The organism is Arthrobacter sp. AK01 (assembly GCF_021109375.1).
Classification (GTDB): Bacteria; Actinomycetota; Actinomycetes; order Actinomycetales; family Micrococcaceae; genus Arthrobacter.
The window spans coordinates 1-18,095 of sequence record NZ_JAJOHP010000083.1 but is presented as its reverse complement, the minus strand read 5'-3'; the positions used below and the strand labels follow the sequence as shown (position 1 = coordinate 18,095).

Below are 18,095 nucleotides of genomic sequence, written 5' to 3'. Positions count from 1 at the left end.
TCACCGAGGCCAAAGCGACCGAACTTGCCGAACTAATGGAGACCACCAACCCGGCCGAACTCACCCGCGGCATCACCAGAATCCAAACCCAGCTCATCGCCCTCGCCGCCGCGAAAACACAGGCTCTGGAAGCCTCAATCACGCGAGCAGAAATAACTGAGGCACGCACAACACTTTCGCGAGCATCTTGACATGAGTCATCACGGGGGGTGGGTGGGAGGTGGGGGTTTGGGATACCAGAGTGATGAACTGGGCTGTGTCGCCACAAGGCGAACCACCTCTTCATTCCAGCCGTGCAAGGTAACTCTGCTGACTCTTGGGCCGATGATTTGGCGAGGGCAAGCGCTGACTTCGCTTACTTCCTGTGTGCCTTGGTGGTCCGTAGGATTGCCATCGTGCCAGATGCATCTGCAGCCCTCCTGCCGCGTCGGCTCAGCGTTGGAGACGACGCACCTGACCAAGAAACTCTACCCACAGCCCTGGTTAGAGCTGCGGCCTTTGTTCGTCTGATGAAGTACACCGGGCCCTACACGACATATGCGTTGTTATCGGCGCGACCTACGTAGAGGCATCAATAAAGCAACTTCTAGTTGGGGTCAATCCGGGTTATCCACGGCCTGCCTCGTCTTGGCCTTCTCGTCGTCGGGAGTTGGGGCACCCTTGGCAAACCATCCCTTTCGTACGATCGGAGACGCGGTCCTCCGTTTCGTGGCCCTGAGGACATAGCCACCACACAGACCGTTTCGAATGGGGGGTTACATGTTGGGGCTCGAGCTCTCCGTTTAGGGTGGGGTGCCAGAGGTCAGCAAGTTCAGGACGCAACGCCGCTAGAGATGTCCTTGACGTGGGATATCTTCCCGAGCAGTACCCGCACCCGGTCCCTTTTCCCGTCCGTTGGTCAATTTTTGCTTCATAGCTGTGCCCGGATGGGCAGAGCCACCAGACTTTGCGGCCAGCTGCACCGGTGACCTGTTGAGGGGTGAGGTCACCGTTCTTTTCTGGGTGCCATTCACTCGCAACGTCGGGGAACCTTGCGGCCAAAGAGCGGGCACCATAGTCCCCTGAACGTAGAGCGGCAATTCGCCGGGACGTCTCATTTCCTCCTACTGCCACACCGTCAAGTAGGTACTTGTCCACATCTGACCGGGCCTCTACGGGGAGTAGGCCGGCCTTGACCATCTGCTCCAACACGACACCCGAGACCTCAACTGCAGTCGGTGCACGCCGAACAACGACGTCCAGGGCTGTAATGGGCGACAACGGATTTTCGCGAACGCGAACTACGGAGAAACCTAGCGAGTTGAGGTCCTCGGTCTTTTCCCGATCCGGGCCCTCCTTACCCGAGTGCCAATAGGAACCGTCGAACTCAACCACTAGGTCATCAAAAATCATGTCCACTCGCAGGGTTCGTCCGTTCGGCAGCCTAACGCGCACGTCCTGCTCGCGTCGCTTGATGTGGCTTGACAAGACCTCGTCAAGCTCCATGAACACTGCCACTTCCAGTTCCGATACGCCAACCAACCGGCACCTTTCACAGTCAGCCCCGGCAGCGCGCTTAAAAATCATGGCTCGCCACTCGTGTCCCCGGCTACAGCGCCACCAGACATTGCGCCGAGCCTTGGCTGTCACTTCATCCGGCCTGAGATCACCATTTAGTGTTGGGTGCCATTCCGCAGCGAGTTCAGGATTGTGAGAAGCCAGATCGTTCCCGAACCCTACCTTCTGATTTGAGCAATAGGGGCAGCCAGAGCGGGATTTGTTGGTTCTATTGGCAATGACAGCTTCCCACTCATGACCACAATCGCTGCCAACCCACCACACTTTGCGGTTGGAGCGAGGCGCTACCGCCGTGGGCTCGAGGCCGGCGTTTTTCGTTGGGTGCCATTCTTTTGCGAGATCCGGATAGTTGGAGGCAAGATCATTTCCGAACCCAATACGGACCCCAGCACAATAGGGGCAACCCGTGCCGGCCCGGCGGCTGTAGATTACAGCGTCCCAGTGGTGGCCGCATTCCCCGAGCCACCAAATCTTTCCTTTATAACCAGTCCACACAGAGGCTGGTTTTAGGTCACCGTTAAGAGTGGGATGCCACTCCGCCGCTAGGTCGGGCTCCGCTTCCTGCAGCGTGATGCTGCCCTTCTTCATCCCGGTTTGAGGGAGCGGCTGATCCAAGGACTTGCTCGAGGTTCGCGGTCGCATAGGCAGGACGAGATGGCTGTCGGTATGTTGCACTAGTCCCCCCATTGTGTTTCCTGAATCCTATCGAGGCGCCCTGCGTCTGATGCGAACCAGGGCGCCGGGTCGTGTCACACTCCGTGCGCGGACCCCAGCATGAGCCTGACTTGAGGGCGCCACCTCTGCGTGAGCTCCGCGGAATCCGAAGTTGTCGGCGTTGTGGTGAAGCAGGAGGTCAAGGGGCCACGGACGAGGCTGCACGAATTTCATCCATGGCTTTCACACTTCTGCACCGCGACCTTGGGCTCCCTCCTTCCGAGCTGGCGTTCGGTATGCTCCACAGTGCTACCGAGCGGCCGGTGACGGAAAAGGCGACCTCGATTGGAAGGAGAGGCTGCCTGACAGCCGTAATCCCAAGCACCTGAGGAGTTTGCCAAGGATGTTGCAGCCATGGTCAACGGTGGCGGAGTGATGATTGTCTACGGCGTGGCCGAAGACAGGGCCACCAGCGCGGCGAAGGACATACTTCACGTAAAGGCGTGGACGGATGCCATCGACCGGAAACTGAGGGGCTGGGCGTATTCCCGGAGCGACTGGACACGATCAGCGATTTCGAAATCAGCCTGCTGATAAGCGCCGGAGGCGACCTGCCCATATTCATCCGAACCTTCCAGAAGGGCGCCGACCACCTGCGTGACCGTGACCATGTGACCGGTATCAATAAGTTCTAGCCGGTGACCGGGGTTCTCTCCGCCAACATTGGTGACGACGAAGCATTGGAGTCGGTCCGCAGTCTGGCTCTGGACATCATGAACCAGGTCGGATCCATGGATTTGGGGAGGCGCTACCTTAAGGCCGAGCTTTGATCCGGGCGGCCTCTCATGGCACCCGGCCGAAAGGCGACACACCCAAGAGTGTCGCATTCTTGGATATTTCTAAAGTTCTCATGTAGGTTTTAGGTAGAAAACTACAGGAGGTTGCTTTGAAGAACGCGGTCGACGTCGAATGGTCGTTTCGTCGCTTTGGCGCCCACGGAAAGAGCCTTCCTGGGATCATCCTGACCACTCTTACGAACTGCCACAATGAGCATGCCGACGGCCAGGCGCTGATCAACTCGAAGCATAAGCGGTCCTACGGTCAGGTGAGCTACACCGTCCAGGAGAGGCTCGAGGATGCGCTGACGGGACTTGAGGGAGTTGAATTCAAGCGGCCCGGAAAGGGCAAGCCCAAGGTGCTCGTCGTCAACGGCACAGCTCTCGTTCCCTGGCGGTACTCTAGGCTGGCCACGGCTGACCTGCACCAGCAGAAGTATGGGACGTCGGATTCCCGGATCGGCACCTTTTCCATGCCTGTGGGCCCCTCACAGGGAATGCTCGACCTCGGCGACGGTGCCCGCGCCTCCCTGACGCCCGAGGAAATCGCACTCGTTGACGCGCTGGAAGAGCTGGAGGATTCCGAGTCGCTCAAGCATCACCCGGTAGTAGTCGTTGCCTATGCCAGCAACCATCAAGCCTTGCACCAAGCAGTGTGGGCTGATGCCCAGTTGGATGAGGACGGCGCGCTTATCCTGCAGAACACCCAGGAGCTCTTCCATGCGGACCCGGCGGATGCAGCAGCAAAGCCGGTGCCGAAGAGCTTCGATTCCGAGCCCCGCCGCGGCTTCAACCTGATGCCTAAGGAAGCATCCGGATCATGACCAGGCAGCTCACTCTGTTCTCAACCGAGGAATTGATGTCGTCCCAAGCTGTCCGAGATCACTTTGATCCTGCCAGGTTGACGCAGGCGCGGCGGTTGGCAGGGATTACCAAGCAAGCGCTGGGCGACGCGGTTGGTGTGTCAGGCGCTGCCATCGGCCAATACGAGGCCGGTGTGACGCCACGTCCTGAAGTATTGGGCCTGCTGGCCAAGGAGCTGGGACAGCCTGTTGCTTTTTTTGCCATGGGCAGGCCGATAGGAAAACTGGACGTCTCCCAGGCCCATTTCCGCAGTCTTCGCTCCACGCGCGCCTCGGAGCGGCTAAAGGCAACTTCCTTTGTCGAACAGGTGTGGGAAGCAACGTTCGCGCTCGAAAAGCGCGTGGCCTTCCCGGATGTGAATGTTCCGTTTAACGAAGCGGACAGCAGCATGTCGCCCATAGAAGCAGCCAGGGCTCTCAGAGCCTACTGGGAGGTGCCCAGCGGCCCGGTTCCCAACCTGGTGGAACTCATGGAGCGCAACGGCATCGTCGTTTCGGTTCTTACTCTACGCGGCGACGAAAACGAAACCGCGCGGGTGGATGCATTCTCTACGGCAGCACTGAACCGCCCAATCGTCGTCGTGACCCCCGAGAGGGCCCGTTCTGTCTACCGGCACAGGTTTACGTGCGCCCACGAACTTGGCCATCTCATCCTCCATCGCGAACTCGCTGTCGGGGACCCCCGGCAGGAACGCGAAGCTGATGCATTTGCTGCTGAATTTCTTATGCCGCGGGCCGAAATAGAGCTGGTTCTCCCTGCCACCATGAACCTTCCGCGGCTTGGCCAGATCAGCCAGACGTGGGGTGTGTCGGCCGAGGCCCTGGTGTTTCGCATGCAGGAGCTCAAGGGCGCCTCAGATGTTTCCGTCAGGCGTGCATACCAAAAACTAAGGTCAGGCAACCGGCAGGAGTCGTCCGTGGCGGACTTCCCGGGAGAAGTCCCGATGCTGCTGACCGAGGCAATGAATGTTGCTGAGAAAATCGGGTTTGCTGTGGCCGATCTGGCAAATGAGCTCAGGTGGGCTCCGGAACGCGTTCGGCAAGTGCTGGGACTTGTAGACGAGCGACCGAAGCTTACGCTGGTTCGCTGACGGGAAGCCCGGATTCGGGTAGGGACCTCAACAGTCCGGACCTTCGTTGAGGGGGCAGAAAGACGAGTATGCGCAGCGAAACAAGCATTGGGGGAGAACCTCCGCGGGAACGCGAACCCAGAGGACTTTCTGTGATGGCCGCACCTGCCGCGGCCCGCGCAGCAGGTGTTGATGTGCCACGCCCCCTGGGCCGGGACAAGGATGGGCGCCATGTCATCGAATTGGTCGAAGGCGTGTCCGCGCTGGACCAACTGCTGCTCGATCACAACGATCTCCTGCGCGTGGACCAGCTGATCCGTTGCTGAGAAGCGGAACCGACCTCGCACCGACAATCAGGACGCCCTCGCCACGCGGGGAAAGACCAGTCGCACCGACAGCCCGCTGATTTCCGACAGCATGACAAGGGCAGCAGCAGATGCCGGGTTATGGGACTAAGGCTCCATAGTTAAAGGGAGGAGCCCCAGTCGCTTGCAGTAGCAGAGGCGGATCTGGGGCGTTCCTCTTCAGCATAGCATCGTCATATGAGTCTGCAATCGTCGCCTGAAGATATTCATGGTTGGTTTTCCGAAGCCCGCATGCGCCCTTACCTCCTCGAAGCCGATGGGGACCATAAAACGGCGATCAACTTGTACAAGTGGAACGCCGAGCTTTCGGCAGCTTGCTTCGAAGTGATGTCACATCTCGAGGTTCTGATTAGAAATGCTCTTGACGGATGCCTTCAGGACTATATGAAAGAGGAGGCCTGCGGGATCCCCTGGTTCCTAATGCCAATCAACAGCGGGCCCACGCAGACCAGCATTTCGGCGTCCATCGATGCGACGAGATTGCGACTCCGCGCCCAGAAGAAGGAGATACGGCCGCAGATTATCGCCAACCTATCTTTTGGCTTCTGGACGAACCTCCTGGGCACGCCGCACGAGGAACTGTGGCGCCATGCCTTGCACTCGGCTTTCCCCCAATCCAGCGGAAAACGCAAGGATGTCGCGGCGGCTTGCAATAATCTCAGGCTTTTCCGCAACCGTCTGGCACATCCTGACTCCCTACTCGCTGTGGACGTCCCATTTCAGCTCCGAAAAATGTTGCTAGTAGCTGGGTGGATAGACCCGGACGCTAGACCTTGGCTCGAGTCCATCGAACGGGTCTCCTCCGTTTACAGTCGCCGCCCTACAAAGAAGTTCGACACGGTCGTTATCCCCGGTTCCCAGGCCTGGGATCTATATCAGAAGGAACATGTCTATGTTTGCCAAGCAGGACGCTCGTTCAGACAAGTTGACCGAATCGGATTCTACGCCGACAAAGAGGTAAAGGCGGAGGTCCCATTCATCACCAACCGCGTGGACAACGTTGATTGGAGCATTGCCGAGCAGCAGCGCTTGCTGGCTTCGGCCAAATCTGATGAGAAGCGCATGGGCAAAATCATGAAAGTAGCCCGGGACCTAGGGTGGACAGCTGGCCGCTATCAAGTCTTTCTTCTCTCTCGAGCTGGTGACCCGAGGCACAGAATCCTTCGCAAAGAGCTCAACCACCAGACCAGCGGCAGAGGAACTGCATTCGTCCAAAAACAACGTTACGTGTCGCTGCATGATCTCGAAATTGCCGCCACAACCGCCGATCTGCCTGGAAAGAAGACGTAGTGGGCGTCTTTGGCCCCCCGGGGCCACCCCCAGAGGTCGGTCAATAACGTCTGGCCCGAGGAACTAACCTCGCTTGATAACGCCGACGAGTTCTGAGCTGCCAAACGCTGCCCCCCCTTCCCCGGGCTACGAGGACGAAGACGGAGCTCCAAAAGGGTCCTTTTGATGAGCTTCGGACACATCTATGGCGGGCCTCGGCAGGCTGCCTACGAGTTGTTAGCATCAATAAGTGACCGACGTTTATGACCGCGTGCGGGCAGTCTTTGAAATCAGCTCAGACTTCCTGACAGAAAGCATCGAGCCGCCCGCTGAAAGTCTTTTCGGAAGAGACGCGGCCCTGGTCGGATTCCGAACCTATGACATCGTCCGCACGCGCTGGTCTACGGGGGTAACCAACCTCAAAGTTGCCGCTGATATGTCTCAAGCGCACGCCACTAGCCTCCTTGGCACACATCTGGTTGCGCTCCGCTCAGCATTGCTCTCCACAGCCAGAGGACTGTGGATCCTCTCGTCTTTTGAACCAGAAGAACGGGTGGCCCGTGCAGCTGGCGTTGTAATGGCCGACCGACGACGTGGCCGCGAAGCTATGCAAGCTGCTAGCGAGGCCGCGACAGATCCCGGTTTCTCACGAGTCGCAGGGCGCCTCGAGCAAGCTCGAAGGAAGATTGAGGAAGAGCTGCAGCGAGCCGGCATTTCTCCCATCAGGCCTCCATCTGAGACTCAGCTGGTCATCCATCTCGGTAACAAAGTGGACGATTATTACGGCGGCGCTGGCAGGTCCAAGCAGGATGCACTTGTCCTCTGGAGTGCTTCAAGCAGTCTTTCTCATGGGGAGAGCTGGTTTGCCGAGCTGGGCAAACCCATCGCAAAGATAGTTACTGACCGATCCCTGGACGTTGTCTGCAGTGGCCTGAACCTCCTGTGGCAGTGTTCGCTCACTGGGCTCACCACTGGCGTTCGCTTCCCTTGGTTCCCAGACACGATGGCGGATCCGCCCGGCTGAGACACCGCTTCTGCCCACGGCCGTCCCGCCCAAAGTGACTTGCCTCCGATGTCGACAACGGGACCGTTTTAGGGTACGGCAGACGCCCTCACGGGCCCACCGCAAAGGCCGATTTCGCATCACTCCGGGGGTTGTTACCGTCAACATTCCGTTTCTGGCGCGTTTACGCACTGAAGCCATGGATGCCTGCTGGTGACTCGGGGATCTCCAGTTCCAGTCTGGACGGCAGGGTGTACACGGGCCATTCAACTGATGCACGGAGATGATTGGGCCAGAAAGCCGTCAGCTCTGGCAAGCGACCGGTAACAACCTGGGCACAGAACCCGAGGTCAGGATCCTGCCCAGCCATATGCGCCCAAAATTTCTCCATTACTACGGGAAGGCTGGAAACCACGGACATCGACCGACCTCCCAGAACGGGATGTTCGGTCCTGACAAAGGATCCTTTAAATTCGACCCCTCTCGTAAAGGCTTCGGTCAATCCGTAAGGCTCTGTACCGGGGTCGCGATGTCCAAGCAGACCGTCTCATTTCGATTTTCTCAATGTTGATGAGTTCGCACCTTTAGCGAGATTGTGGGAGGTTTGTTCATTCTTGATGTCGCTGTTCTGACGGGGCGCGAACCCGTCAACGGGTCGGTTCACCTACGACCGCACGCACCGATCGCGTCAGCGGTCGAATTGCGACTGATCGTCAGGCATGGCCGGTTTCCATACTCCGGCTAAGCTGAGGAGCGCCGCTGGGCATGCCACGGCAATTGTGCAGAAGCCGCAGAATCGCTCGCGGAAGGATAATCGAATGGCTCGGCCGACAGTTCAGGACGTCGCGAGGACTGCTGGCGTGTCCGTAGGCACGGTGTCGCGTGTCTTGAACGGGAGCCTGGCTGTCAGTGAGGGGGCAAAGGAGAAAGTCAACGCCGCCATAAAGGAGCTCAGCTATCGTCCTCTTGCTTCGGCAAGGGATCTCCGAAGAGACCGCACAATGCGGGTCCTAGCACTCGCCAAGAACCTGGACTCCCTCGTGATCAGCGAAGTCTTTCGGGGTGTAGGAGACGCGGCCGCGGACTCCGGCTACGTCAGCCTCATCGCAGCAACCGACGGAGACCGGGACCGCGAACAGCAACTAGTGGACATGCTCAGGAACGGATCAGTAGACGGTCTGGTGATCTTTTCGCCGACGATGCCGGACGAGGAAGTCAACGTTGTCGCCGAGCAACTGAGCGTGATCCAGGTCTGTGAAATCGTCGATGCCGAGGCGGCATTCGGGGTGTCCATCGATGACCGTCAGGCAGCCTACGACATCACCAAACATCTGATCGACACGGGCGCCAAGAAGCTGGCCATGCTCGCGCATAGAGGAGCCCGCTCGGGCCGGCTGCGTGAAGAAGGATTCCGCCAGGCACTCGCGGAAGCAGGCTTGGAAGATGATCAGATCCTGCTCGGTAAAGGGAATTTCGGGTTCCGTGCCGGTCGCCGCCTAACCCAGAAACTCCTGGAAACGAAAGACCTTCCGGACGCAGTTTTCTGCGGCACGGACGTAGTTGCAGCCGGCTGCGTCCGTGAACTCACCGACGCCGGACTACGAGTTCCACATGACATCGCCGTAGCTGGTTTCGACGATTCGGCCCAGGCAGAAATGTGCGTTCCGGAGCTGACCACTGTTAGGCAGCCGGCCTACGAAATGGGCCGCGTAGCCTTCGCTGAGCTCCTCGATCGCATGACAGTCCCAGGGGAACATCGCAAGGGAAGAACCTTTCTCCCGCACGAACTCGTCATCAGGGACTCCACCAAATAAAGAGGGTTGACAGCCCTCCGTGGTCCCTGTCACACTACTTTGGAATCGATTCCACGGCCGCGAGGCCGATTCTTTTGAATACTTTTGGAATCGATTCCATGGATCACAAGAACCACCGGCAAAGAAGCCACCCTCAGAACGCGGGACAGTCCGAACGCGCACTGAACTCCGCCGCCCACAGACCCCAAAGGAGCCACTTGTGGACTTGAACCGACCTGCTTTCCCGCTCCAGAGCCAGGACAAAGCAACGCCCCGCAACCGAAAAGCTCTGGCAGCGACCGCAATAGCCGCAGCCCTCCTCCTCAGCGCGTGCAGCGGGGGAGCCGCGCCCCAAGGTGCCGAGCAAGCGGCAGCTGCCGATCCGGCGTCGGGCGCTAATGCCAGCGGTGCCGTGAACATCTGCGGCGTCAAGGACGCGAGCGGGATCTATAAGGGCACGGCGGAGGCGTTCACGAAGGCGAACGGCAAGGTCACGGCCAAGTACACCGAGATCGGCGCCACCACGGATGAAGCCCGCACGCAGATCGTGCAGCGGCTCGAGGGCAAGTCCACCGAGTGCGACCTCTTCGTCACGGACGTCATCTGGACCTCCGAGTTCGCCTCCCAAGGCTGGCTGCTGGACCAGACAAAGCTGGTGGAAGCCAACAAGGACCGGCTCATTCCCTCCACTGTGGAAACCACGAAGTACCAGGACAAGTACTGGGGCTCGCCGTTCTTCACCAACGCCGGGTTGATCTACTACCAGAAGGACAAGGTGGCCAAGCCCGACTCCTGGCAGCAGCTCTACGCGGAAGCCGCCAAGGCTCCCGGCAACGGGTACGTCTACCAAGGCAAGCAGTATGAGGGCCTCACGGTGAACTTCCTCGAAATGCTCTACAGCGCAGGCGGCGAAGTTCTCAACGACCAGGGCGACGTCATCATCGACTCCAAGGAAACCCGCGACGTCCTCAACTTCATGAGCGACGGACTCAAGAACGGCTCAGCCGACCGCGCCGTCCTCACCTACAACGAAGACCCCGCCCGCCTCGCCTACGAGTCCGGCGACTTCGGATACCAGCGCAACTGGCCGCACGTCTACCGTCTGCTCAACGCGACACCGCTGGCGTCCAGCTTCGCGGTTGCACCGCTGCCGGCATGGGAAGGCGGCAAGGCCTCCGGCGTGCTGGGCGGCTGGAACCTGGCAATCTCGGCGCACTCCACCAACCAGGCCGGGGCTGTCGCGTTCATCGACTTCGCCACCACCCCGGACTGGCAGAAGCACGTGGCCATGGACTACTCGCAGGCACCTGTGAATGAAGCGGCCTACTCTGACGCAGCGGTCCTCGAGAAGATGCCGTTCGCCACTGAACTCCTCGCCTCCGTGAAGGGTGCCAAGCCGCGCCCGATCTCCCCGGTCTACCCGCAGATCTCGCAGGCGATCTACAAGAACGTCTACGCTGTCCTCTCCGGCACCGCCTCCACCGAGGAAGCAGTGCAGAAAATGGCTGAAGAAATCACTGCCGCCAAGGCGAGCTTCTGATCATGGCCATCAAGACACTCCTACCGGGCCGCAGCCCTAGCAGCGCAACGGCCCGCCCCGTCAGCGGCCGCGACCGCGCCGAACGCAAGCTCGCCTTCCGCATGACCGCCCCATCGCTGGTCATCATGGCCCTGGTGGCGGCAGTCCCCATCGGCTACGCGATCTGGCTCTCGCTGAACCAGTACAGCGTCCGCACGGCTGGCCTGTCCCGCTTTGTCGGCCTGGAAAACTACATCAACGCCCTCGCAAGCCAAGAGTGGTGGGCGGCATTCGGCCAGACCTTCCTCTTCGCTGGCCTCTCCGTCAGCCTGGAACTCATCCTCGGCACGGCCATGGCGCTCCTGCTCAACCTCGCATTCAGGGGCCGCGCCGTCCTGCGCACCGTGGTTCTGCTGCCGTACGCGATCATCACCGTGGTCAGCGCCATCACCTGGCAAACGATGTTCCAGCCCAACATGGGCCTGGTAACCAACGTCCTCTCCACGCTGGGACTGCCGGGCGGCGACGTCGTCTGGCTCGGTGAGCACGGCTACGCGATGGCCGTGATCGTCATGGCCGACGTCTGGAAGACCACGCCCTTCGCGGCGCTCATCATCCTGGCCGGCCTGCAGGTTATCTCCGCCGAAACGTACGAGGCCGCGGAACTCGACGGCGCCAGCAAATGGCAGACCTTCGTGAACATCACCCTGCCGCTCCTGCGTCCGGCGATCGTCCTCGCCGCGATCTTCCGCACCATGGATGCCCTCCGCGTCTTCGACCTGCCGTTCGTCCTCACCCGCGGCGCCAACGGCACGGAATCCATGTCCATGCTCGCCTACACGCAACTGCGCGAAAACCGGTTGGTGGGTGAAGGATCGGCGCTGTCCATCCTGACCTTCCTCACCGTCATGGTGGTCTCGGTCATCTACGTCCGCTTCGCAGGCGGCAACATCCGCGACGTCGCGAAGGAGGAACAATGAGCACGCTGACTGCAGAACGCCCGACGCCGGAACTCGCCACGCGCCCCAAGGCGCCAAAGCGTCGCTTGCGTGGGGAATCGAAACTCCACCCGTTGGTGTGGGTATTCGTGGTGGCCGTCATGGCTTTCTCGCTGATCCCGTTCTACTGGCTGGTCAACACCTCGCTTAAGAAGGGTGCGAGCCTGTCCCAAGGTGAGCTCTTCCCGAGCCAGCCGACACTCGAGAACTATCTGGTGGTCTTCCAGAACCCCGAGTTCCTCCTGGCCTTGCGCAACTCGGTGATTATCGCCGTCGTGACTACAACAGTGGCGCTGGTGTTCGCGTCCTTCGCCGCCTATGCGCTGGCCCGGCTCAAGATGCGCCGCAAGGCGATGATCCTGACGCTGATCCTCTCGGTGACCACGTTCCCGGCCATCGCCATCGCGGCCCCGATGTTCTCCATCTGGCGCGAGATCGGCCTGTATGACACTTTGCTGGGCCTCATCATTCCGAAGCTGACGTTCGCGTTGCCGCTGGCCATTTACACGCTGACATCGTTCTTCAAGGAGATTCCGCGTGAGCTGGAGGAATCCGCATACATGGACGGCGCCACACCGTTTGTCGCCTTCCGCAAGGTCATCCTTCCGCTGGCCGTCCCCGGCTTAGCGACGACGGCGATCCTGGTGTTCATCTCGGTCTGGAACGAATTCCTCCTGGCCGTCACCCTGACCACCTCACCCGAAGCCCGCCCAGTCCCGGTGGCGATTGCGTTCTTCAGCGGAACCAGCGAGTTCGAGCAACCATTGGGCACCATCAGCGCCGCATCGGTGATCATCACCATTCCGTTGGTCATCCTCGTGTTGCTGTGCCAGAAGCGCATTGTTTCGGGCATGACGGCCGGCGCCGTCAAGGGCTAACCCCAAACCACAACTAGAAACCCAGAAAGAACAGGAACAACGTGAGCATTCAGCAGCAGGCCCCGTCCACAACCCTCAAGGTGGGAGTTGTGGGCATCGGTTGGGCCGGCCAGCAGCACCTTAAGGCGTACAGCACCATTCCCGGCGTCGAGATTGTCGCCGTCGCGGGCATGGAAGCTGACCTTCTTGCCCAGCTGAAGGAGGAATACAGCATTCCCCACGCCTTCGCCCGTTGGGAAGACATGATCGAGCTCGAAGGTCTCGACGCCGTCAGCGTCGCCGTGCCGACGTTCCTGCACGCGCCGATCGCCATTGCGTCGCTCGAGCGGGGACTGCATGTGCTGAGCGAAAAGCCCTTGGCGCGCAACGCCGTCGAAGGTCAACAGATGGTGGAAGCCGCCCGCAAGGCAGGCCGCGTCCTGGACGTCGCGTTCAACCACCGCCGCCGCGGCGACATCCAGGCGCTCAAGGAAGTGATCGACGCCGGGACGCTGGGTCGCCCGTACTACGCCAAGGCGTCATGGCTCCGGCGCCAAGGCATTCCGATGCTGGGCAGTTGGTTCACGAACCCGGAACTCGCCGGCGGCGGCCCGCTGGCTGACATCGGCGTGCACGTCCTGGACTACTCGCTGCACCTGCTGGGTGAGCCCAAGGTACTGTCCGTCTCGGCGTCGACGCACTCCGAACTCGGCCCGCGCGGCCTCGGCGGCAACGCCCGCTACACGGCGTCGAACTCCAGCCACAAGTTTGAAGTGGAGGACTTCGCGTCCGCGTTCATCCGGCTTGAAGGCGGCGGTACCTTGATCCTGGAAGCGGGATGGGCCACGTACCGCGACGAGCGGGACCTGATGGACTTCACCGTTTACGGGACCGACGGCGGGGCGGACTTGCGCTCGGTCGGCGCCTCCGAGAACCCGGTAGCGGACGTCCACGTCTTCACCGAGAAGGACGGCGAGAACGCCGACTTCGAGGTGGTGGCCGAACCCGGGCGAGCCCACCAGGCCGTCGTCGACGATTTCATTGCCGCCGTGCGCGGCGGCGAGACCGTGTGGGGAAGCCACGACGGTTCGCTTGCCCTTAGCCGCGCGCTCGTGCTCGATGCCTGCTACAAATCCGCCCTCGAACAACGTGAAGTGGTGCTCTGAAATGTCTGATTCAAAACTGAAGGTCGTCGTCTGGAACGAAGCCGTCCACGAGGCCCGCAACGAGCCTGCGACCATCGGCGAGATGTACCCGGCAGGGATTCACGGCGCTATTGCGGCCGGGCTCCGGGGGTACTACCCGGACTCCGAAATCTCGACAGCAACGCTGGCCGATCCCGAGCACGGACTCTCCGAGGAAGTCCTGGAGCAGGCCGACGTGCTGCTGTGGTGGGGGCATATCGCGCATCAGGAAGTCAGTGATGAAGTGGTGGAGCGCGTGCAGCGCCACGTCCTCGGCGGCATGGGCCTGGTGGTCCTGCACTCGGGGCACTTCGCCAAGATCTTCACCCGATTGCTGGGGACCACCTGCTCGCTGAAGTGGCGCAACGAGGGCGAACGCGAGCTCGTATGGACGGTCAAGCCTTCGCACCCGATCGCCGCTGGAATTGAAAGCCCCATCGTGATTCCGCAGCAGGAAATGTACGGCGAACTGTTCGACATTCCGGAACCCGATGACCTGATCTTCATCAGCTCGTTCACCGGGGGAGAGGTGTTCCGCTCCGGCGTGACGTTCTCGCGCGGCAAGGGCCGGATCTTCTACTTCAGCCCCGGCGACCAGGAATACCCGGTGTACCACCAGCCACAGATCCAGAAGGTCATCGCCAACGGTGTCGGCTGGGTTGCCCAGCCCGGTGTCTTCCGCGAAGCGCCCGAGGTCTCCAACCCTTCGCGGGGCTGGTTCGAGGCTTAAAGACGATGAACACTCCTCTTCCTAGTGGACGTCCGTTGGGCGTGGCTGCCATCGGTTACGCCTTCATGGGGAAGGCCCACTCGAACGCGTGGCGGAACGTGGCCAGCTTCTTCGACGTCCCGGCCGTCGAACAGAAAGTGCTGGTTGGCCGGGACGCCTTGGCGGTGGCCGAGGCCGCTGCCAAGTACGGTTGGGCCGAGTCAGCCACGGACTGGCGTTCCGTGATTGCGCGGGACGACATCGACATTGTGGACATCTGCGCACCGGGCTGGATGCACGCGGAGATCGCTCTGGAAGCTCTGGCTGCCGGGAAGCATGTGCTCGTGGAGAAGCCGCTCGCCAACACTCTGGAAGAGGCCGAGTTGATGGCTACCGCCGCAGTGTCGGCGCGGGACCGTGGTGTGCAATCGATGATCGGCTTCAACTACCGCCGCGTCCCTGCACTCGCATTGGCCCGCGAACTGATTGCCGAAGGACGTCTCGGAACTGTGCGGCACGTCCGTGCCGCCTACCTGCAGGACTGGCTTTCCGACGTCGAAACCCCCATGAGCTGGCGGCTCCGCAAGGAGACGGCCGGCTCCGGAGCGCTGGGCGATATCGCCTCCCACGCCATCGACCAGGTCCAGCACCTCACCGGGCAGACCGTCACTGAAGTGACGGGGACGCTGCGGACCTTTGTGACCGAACGCCCCGGTGCCGCTGGGCTGGAGAAAGTGACAGTCGACGACGCCGCGTGGGCCACCTTGGGTCTGACCGGCGGCCTCAGCGCGTCGGTAGAAGCGTCACGAGTGGCTACCGGGCAGAAGAACTCTTTGAAGATTGAGATCTACGGGTCTTTGGGTTCGTTGACGTTTGATCTGGAGAACCTGAACGAGCTCGGTTTCCTGGACGCGACGCTTCCCGTGCGGGAGCAGGGCTTCCGGCGGATCCTGGTCAACGAGCCCGAACACCCGTACGTCGATGCGTGGTGGCCACAGGGCCACGTCATCGGTTGGGAGCACACGTTCACGCACCAGATCCGGGACTTCCTGCTTGCCGTTCGCGACGGCAGCGAGCCGTCGCCGTCGTTCGATGACGGGCTGCAGATCCAGCGGGTGTTGGCTGCCGTCGAAGAGTCGGCACGGAACAGGAGCACCGTGACGGAGGTTCGATCTACGGGCGAGATCAGCGACCCCAGATGCCCTCGTAACCAGAGTTATTTAGAGAAACAGGGTTGTCTAGAGGTCTCAGGCTAGGGACCCGCGTTGGAGTATTAAGGGGAGCCCGGACAGTATCTAAGCCCGTCGGGAATTGCGGCGAGAAGTTATTCCAGCATCGATAGCCATAGCGGCTGCCGCTACAACGAAACCGATAACGAGTGCAGGCAATACGCCGTAGATCGGCCAGAATACAGCGAAAGAGATGAATCCGGCCAGGAAGATGATGATAGTGCGACGCATTCGAGGAGTCACTTTCATGGGATGACGCTACCACGGCAGTTTTGTCGTGGTAGCGCCATATCGGTTCAATTTCAGCTAGTGGCCGCGCCCCAGACGCCGCTGACGAACGCCCAGAACCCGCCTACCGCCATCGCGCAGTAGAAGGAGTTGTCGCTGCACCACTGGTTGAGGTCAAGCTCAGTTCGCGGGGGTTGGTCAGCGACCAGCTGCACCATATTGACGGAGCCAACGTTGTATCCGTCCCGGTATCCTGTCAATGTTCCGTCGCACGTGTAAGGGTCCCGCCCGTTCCAGACAGTCGTTCCCCAACTGCTTGAGCAAAAATAGTCAACACCGCCAGTCGAGGCCTGTGCAGGCGCAACTGCTAGGGGCGTTAGGGCTGCCCCGAGGGCCACGCCCGAAGCCAAAAGGGCATTCCTAAGCCCGGACTTTTTCACTTTGGGTGTACCCACGGGCAACTGCGATATCTGAACTTTCGTCCTCATGATTTCCCCCTCATCGAAGGAGGGCCAACGGCCCAATTCTCTTTTGTCTCAAAGCCGTATTGCCTTGATTCGACGAATTTAGGTGGGATTTCGATTCGCTCTACAACGCTGTAGGAGGTACCTTTCCTACATGGTTAGCTGGGGGCAGGCCGGAGATCGAAGCAGTATCAGACGTGCATTGGTAGTGTTCGCGGTGTTAGCGGTCCTTAGGAAAGGGCCGGCTCATGCATATGAGATGACGCAGCGGTTGCGAGAAGCGCACGAGCTCCTTGCGTGTGAAAGCGACTTGTACGCCCTAATGGGGCGACTAGGTCGTCAAGGCTTGGTTCGGCACAGGTGGGAGTTGTCACCGAATGGCCCGCCTCGCAAGCGCTATGAGCTGACGGCAGCCGGGCATGACGCGTTGGAGCAGCGACACTCAACTTGGAAAGAATTAAGGGCTGCGCTGCTCGACTTATTGGAAGTGGATTCGCCTGCCAGCACTAAATCCCCATTCCAGCAACGGAAGTCTGACTAGGGTAAGTTCTCGGCATACTGAAACCATGAACCAGCCGCAGCCGTGCGGCCTGAAAGCTGCTCGCTGGCTCGCCGACGCCTTCCTCGACCACGATGGCGGGTGTAGCAGATGCTTGAGACCCCTAGTGCGAACCCGGTCGCGTTGAGTCCGCTTCGCGGCGAATGATTGCCAGGCTGTGCCGATGTGAAGTTCAGGCGAAGTCCGGGAGTCACGAGGCGAGTTTCGCGGCGCTGAATCGATTGTGGTGTTTTGTAGCGTGCAAGAAGTTCCCGCAGCTCCCGCACTTGGGCTGAGAACAGCCCCGCGGCGTTACGATCCATCGGGGACAACGGTGGAGCCGGATTTCTGTCCGAACTCCCGGCTGGCCATGTCAGCGAACGTCCGGTAGGTCAGCCGCTCGGCATTGACGGGAGGTGACACGTCTCCGAACAGGACGCCATCGTGTCCTCGGTCTGCCACGGGTACTTCGGATTGCTCAACACCAGGCTTTCGGACGGCAGCCTCCTCGTTGGGGGCCGGAAAGTAACCGGCTTCGCGTGGCAGGAAGAAGTGCTGGCTCGGGTCGACAAGCTCGTGCCGTACAACGCGGAGGAAGAGATGAAAGAACGCGGAGCACTCTATGAGAAAGCCCTGCTCCCGTTCGTCTCCTACGCCATTGCTGACGGTAACCTCGTCACGGGCCAGAATCCTGGATCGGCCAAAGCGACTTCCCAGAAGGTTGCGGAACTTCTCTAAAGCGTTTGGCGGGATAGTCCGAGAGGCGCGTGCCGGCGTCGTGGTCCCCTTTGGTCCGGTGGCGCTGCGAATAACAGCACCTGTACAGACCGCGAGGGGGGGGGGGGCGGGGGGGGGGGGGGGGGGGGGGGGGGGGGGGGGGGGGGGGTTGGGGTAGGGGGGGGGGGGGACGCGGGGGGGGGGGGGGGGCCCGCGGCGGGGGGGGCCCCCCCGCCCCGGCC

20 protein-coding genes are annotated in these 18,095 nt (G+C 60.8%); 17 read left to right on the top strand and 3 right to left on the bottom strand.

Annotated features, from left to right (window positions below):
- The coding region (locus LN996_RS20705; protein ID WP_231342733.1) for a hypothetical protein at nt 1-191 on the top strand (191 nt) is incomplete at its 5' end.
- A 415-nt stretch (nt 192-606) separates the two neighbouring features.
- Here the strand turns inward: LN996_RS20705 and LN996_RS23925 are convergent.
- Nucleotides 607-2,145, bottom strand: coding sequence for a zinc-ribbon domain-containing protein (locus LN996_RS23925; protein WP_374202241.1), 1,539 nt, complete (start codon nt 2,143-2,145; stop codon nt 607-609).
- Between the two features lie 569 nt (nt 2,146-2,714).
- Here LN996_RS23925 and LN996_RS20700 point away from each other — a divergent pair.
- The 14 genes from LN996_RS20700 to LN996_RS20640 all read left to right on the top strand — a co-directional run bounded on the left by LN996_RS20700 (nt 2,715) and on the right by LN996_RS20640 (nt 15,933).
- Entirely contained in the window at nt 2,715-2,906 is a 192-nt protein-coding gene (locus LN996_RS20700) for a hypothetical protein (RefSeq protein ID WP_231342730.1), read from the top strand.
- A 3-nt stretch (nt 2,907-2,909) separates the two neighbouring features.
- Nucleotides 2,910-3,041, top strand: a complete 132-nt coding sequence (locus tag LN996_RS23745) for a hypothetical protein (protein WP_269215868.1) — start codon at nt 2,910-2,912, stop codon at nt 3,039-3,041.
- Nucleotides 3,042-3,157: 116 nt separating this feature from the next.
- Nucleotides 3,158-3,871 carry a hypothetical protein gene (locus LN996_RS20695; protein ID WP_231342727.1) on the top strand — a complete coding sequence of 238 codons (714 nt, stop codon included), beginning with the start codon at nt 3,158-3,160 and terminating at the stop codon, nt 3,869-3,871.
- Nucleotides 3,868-5,001, top strand: coding sequence for an ImmA/IrrE family metallo-endopeptidase (locus LN996_RS20690; RefSeq protein ID WP_231342725.1), 1,134 nt, complete (start codon nt 3,868-3,870; stop codon nt 4,999-5,001). The genes LN996_RS20695 and LN996_RS20690 overlap by 4 nt, the downstream gene beginning before the upstream one ends.
- A gap of 134 nt (nt 5,002-5,135) precedes the next feature.
- Complete coding sequence (locus LN996_RS20685; RefSeq protein ID WP_231342723.1) at nt 5,136-5,306, top strand: hypothetical protein; 171 nt, start codon at nt 5,136-5,138, stop codon at nt 5,304-5,306.
- Between the two features lie 216 nt (nt 5,307-5,522).
- On the top strand, nt 5,523-6,635 hold the full coding sequence (locus LN996_RS20680) for a hypothetical protein (protein ID WP_231342721.1): 1,113 nt from the start codon (nt 5,523-5,525) through the stop codon (nt 6,633-6,635).
- A 229-nt stretch (nt 6,636-6,864) separates the two neighbouring features.
- The gene (locus tag LN996_RS20675) at nt 6,865-7,638 is read left to right on the top strand and encodes a hypothetical protein (protein ID WP_231342719.1); all 774 of its coding nucleotides are present in this window, start codon (nt 6,865-6,867) and stop codon (nt 7,636-7,638) included.
- A gap of 797 nt (nt 7,639-8,435) precedes the next feature.
- A complete protein-coding gene (locus tag LN996_RS20670) occupies nt 8,436-9,431 on the top strand; it encodes a LacI family DNA-binding transcriptional regulator (protein WP_231342716.1) in 996 nt (331 codons plus the stop codon).
- A 199-nt stretch (nt 9,432-9,630) separates the two neighbouring features.
- Nucleotides 9,631-10,950 (top strand): ABC transporter substrate-binding protein, encoded by a 1,320-nt coding sequence (locus LN996_RS20665; RefSeq protein ID WP_231342713.1) that lies wholly within the window; start codon nt 9,631-9,633, stop codon nt 10,948-10,950.
- A 2-nt stretch (nt 10,951-10,952) separates the two neighbouring features.
- Nucleotides 10,953-11,909 carry a carbohydrate ABC transporter permease gene (locus LN996_RS20660; protein WP_231342710.1) on the top strand — a complete coding sequence of 319 codons (957 nt, stop codon included), beginning with the start codon at nt 10,953-10,955 and terminating at the stop codon, nt 11,907-11,909.
- Complete coding sequence (locus LN996_RS20655) at nt 11,906-12,805, top strand: carbohydrate ABC transporter permease (protein WP_231342709.1); 900 nt, start codon at nt 11,906-11,908, stop codon at nt 12,803-12,805. Before LN996_RS20660 ends, LN996_RS20655 begins: the two co-directional genes overlap by 4 nt.
- A gap of 41 nt (nt 12,806-12,846) precedes the next feature.
- Nucleotides 12,847-13,950 (top strand): Gfo/Idh/MocA family protein, encoded by a 1,104-nt coding sequence (locus LN996_RS20650; protein WP_231342704.1) that lies wholly within the window; start codon nt 12,847-12,849, stop codon nt 13,948-13,950.
- Between the two features lies 1 nt (nt 13,951).
- On the top strand, nt 13,952-14,698 hold the full coding sequence (locus LN996_RS20645; RefSeq protein ID WP_231342703.1) for a ThuA domain-containing protein: 747 nt from the start codon (nt 13,952-13,954) through the stop codon (nt 14,696-14,698).
- A 5-nt stretch (nt 14,699-14,703) separates the two neighbouring features.
- Nucleotides 14,704-15,933 (top strand): Gfo/Idh/MocA family protein, encoded by a 1,230-nt coding sequence (locus LN996_RS20640; protein WP_231342697.1) that lies wholly within the window; start codon nt 14,704-14,706, stop codon nt 15,931-15,933.
- Nucleotides 15,934-16,208: 275 nt separating this feature from the next.
- Here LN996_RS20640 and LN996_RS20635 read toward each other — a convergent pair whose 3' ends face one another.
- Complete coding sequence (locus LN996_RS20635; protein ID WP_231342695.1) at nt 16,209-16,394, bottom strand: hypothetical protein; 186 nt, start codon at nt 16,392-16,394, stop codon at nt 16,209-16,211.
- Between the two features lie 358 nt (nt 16,395-16,752).
- On the opposite strand from LN996_RS20635, the gene LN996_RS23920 reads away from it, so the two are divergent.
- Entirely contained in the window at nt 16,753-17,139 is a 387-nt protein-coding gene (locus LN996_RS23920) for a PadR family transcriptional regulator (protein ID WP_374202239.1), read from the top strand.
- 309 nt (nt 17,140-17,448) lie between these two features.
- Here the strand turns inward: LN996_RS23920 and LN996_RS20630 are convergent, their stop codons facing one another.
- A complete protein-coding gene (locus tag LN996_RS20630) occupies nt 17,449-17,598 on the bottom strand; it encodes a hypothetical protein (RefSeq protein ID WP_231342694.1) in 150 nt (49 codons plus the stop codon).
- Between LN996_RS20630 and LN996_RS20625 the strand changes: the two genes are divergently transcribed.
- Complete coding sequence (locus tag LN996_RS20625) at nt 17,581-17,874, top strand: hypothetical protein (RefSeq protein WP_231342693.1); 294 nt, start codon at nt 17,581-17,583, stop codon at nt 17,872-17,874. The genes LN996_RS20630 and LN996_RS20625 overlap by 18 nt on opposite strands.
- Nucleotides 17,875-18,095 lie beyond the last annotated feature (221 nt).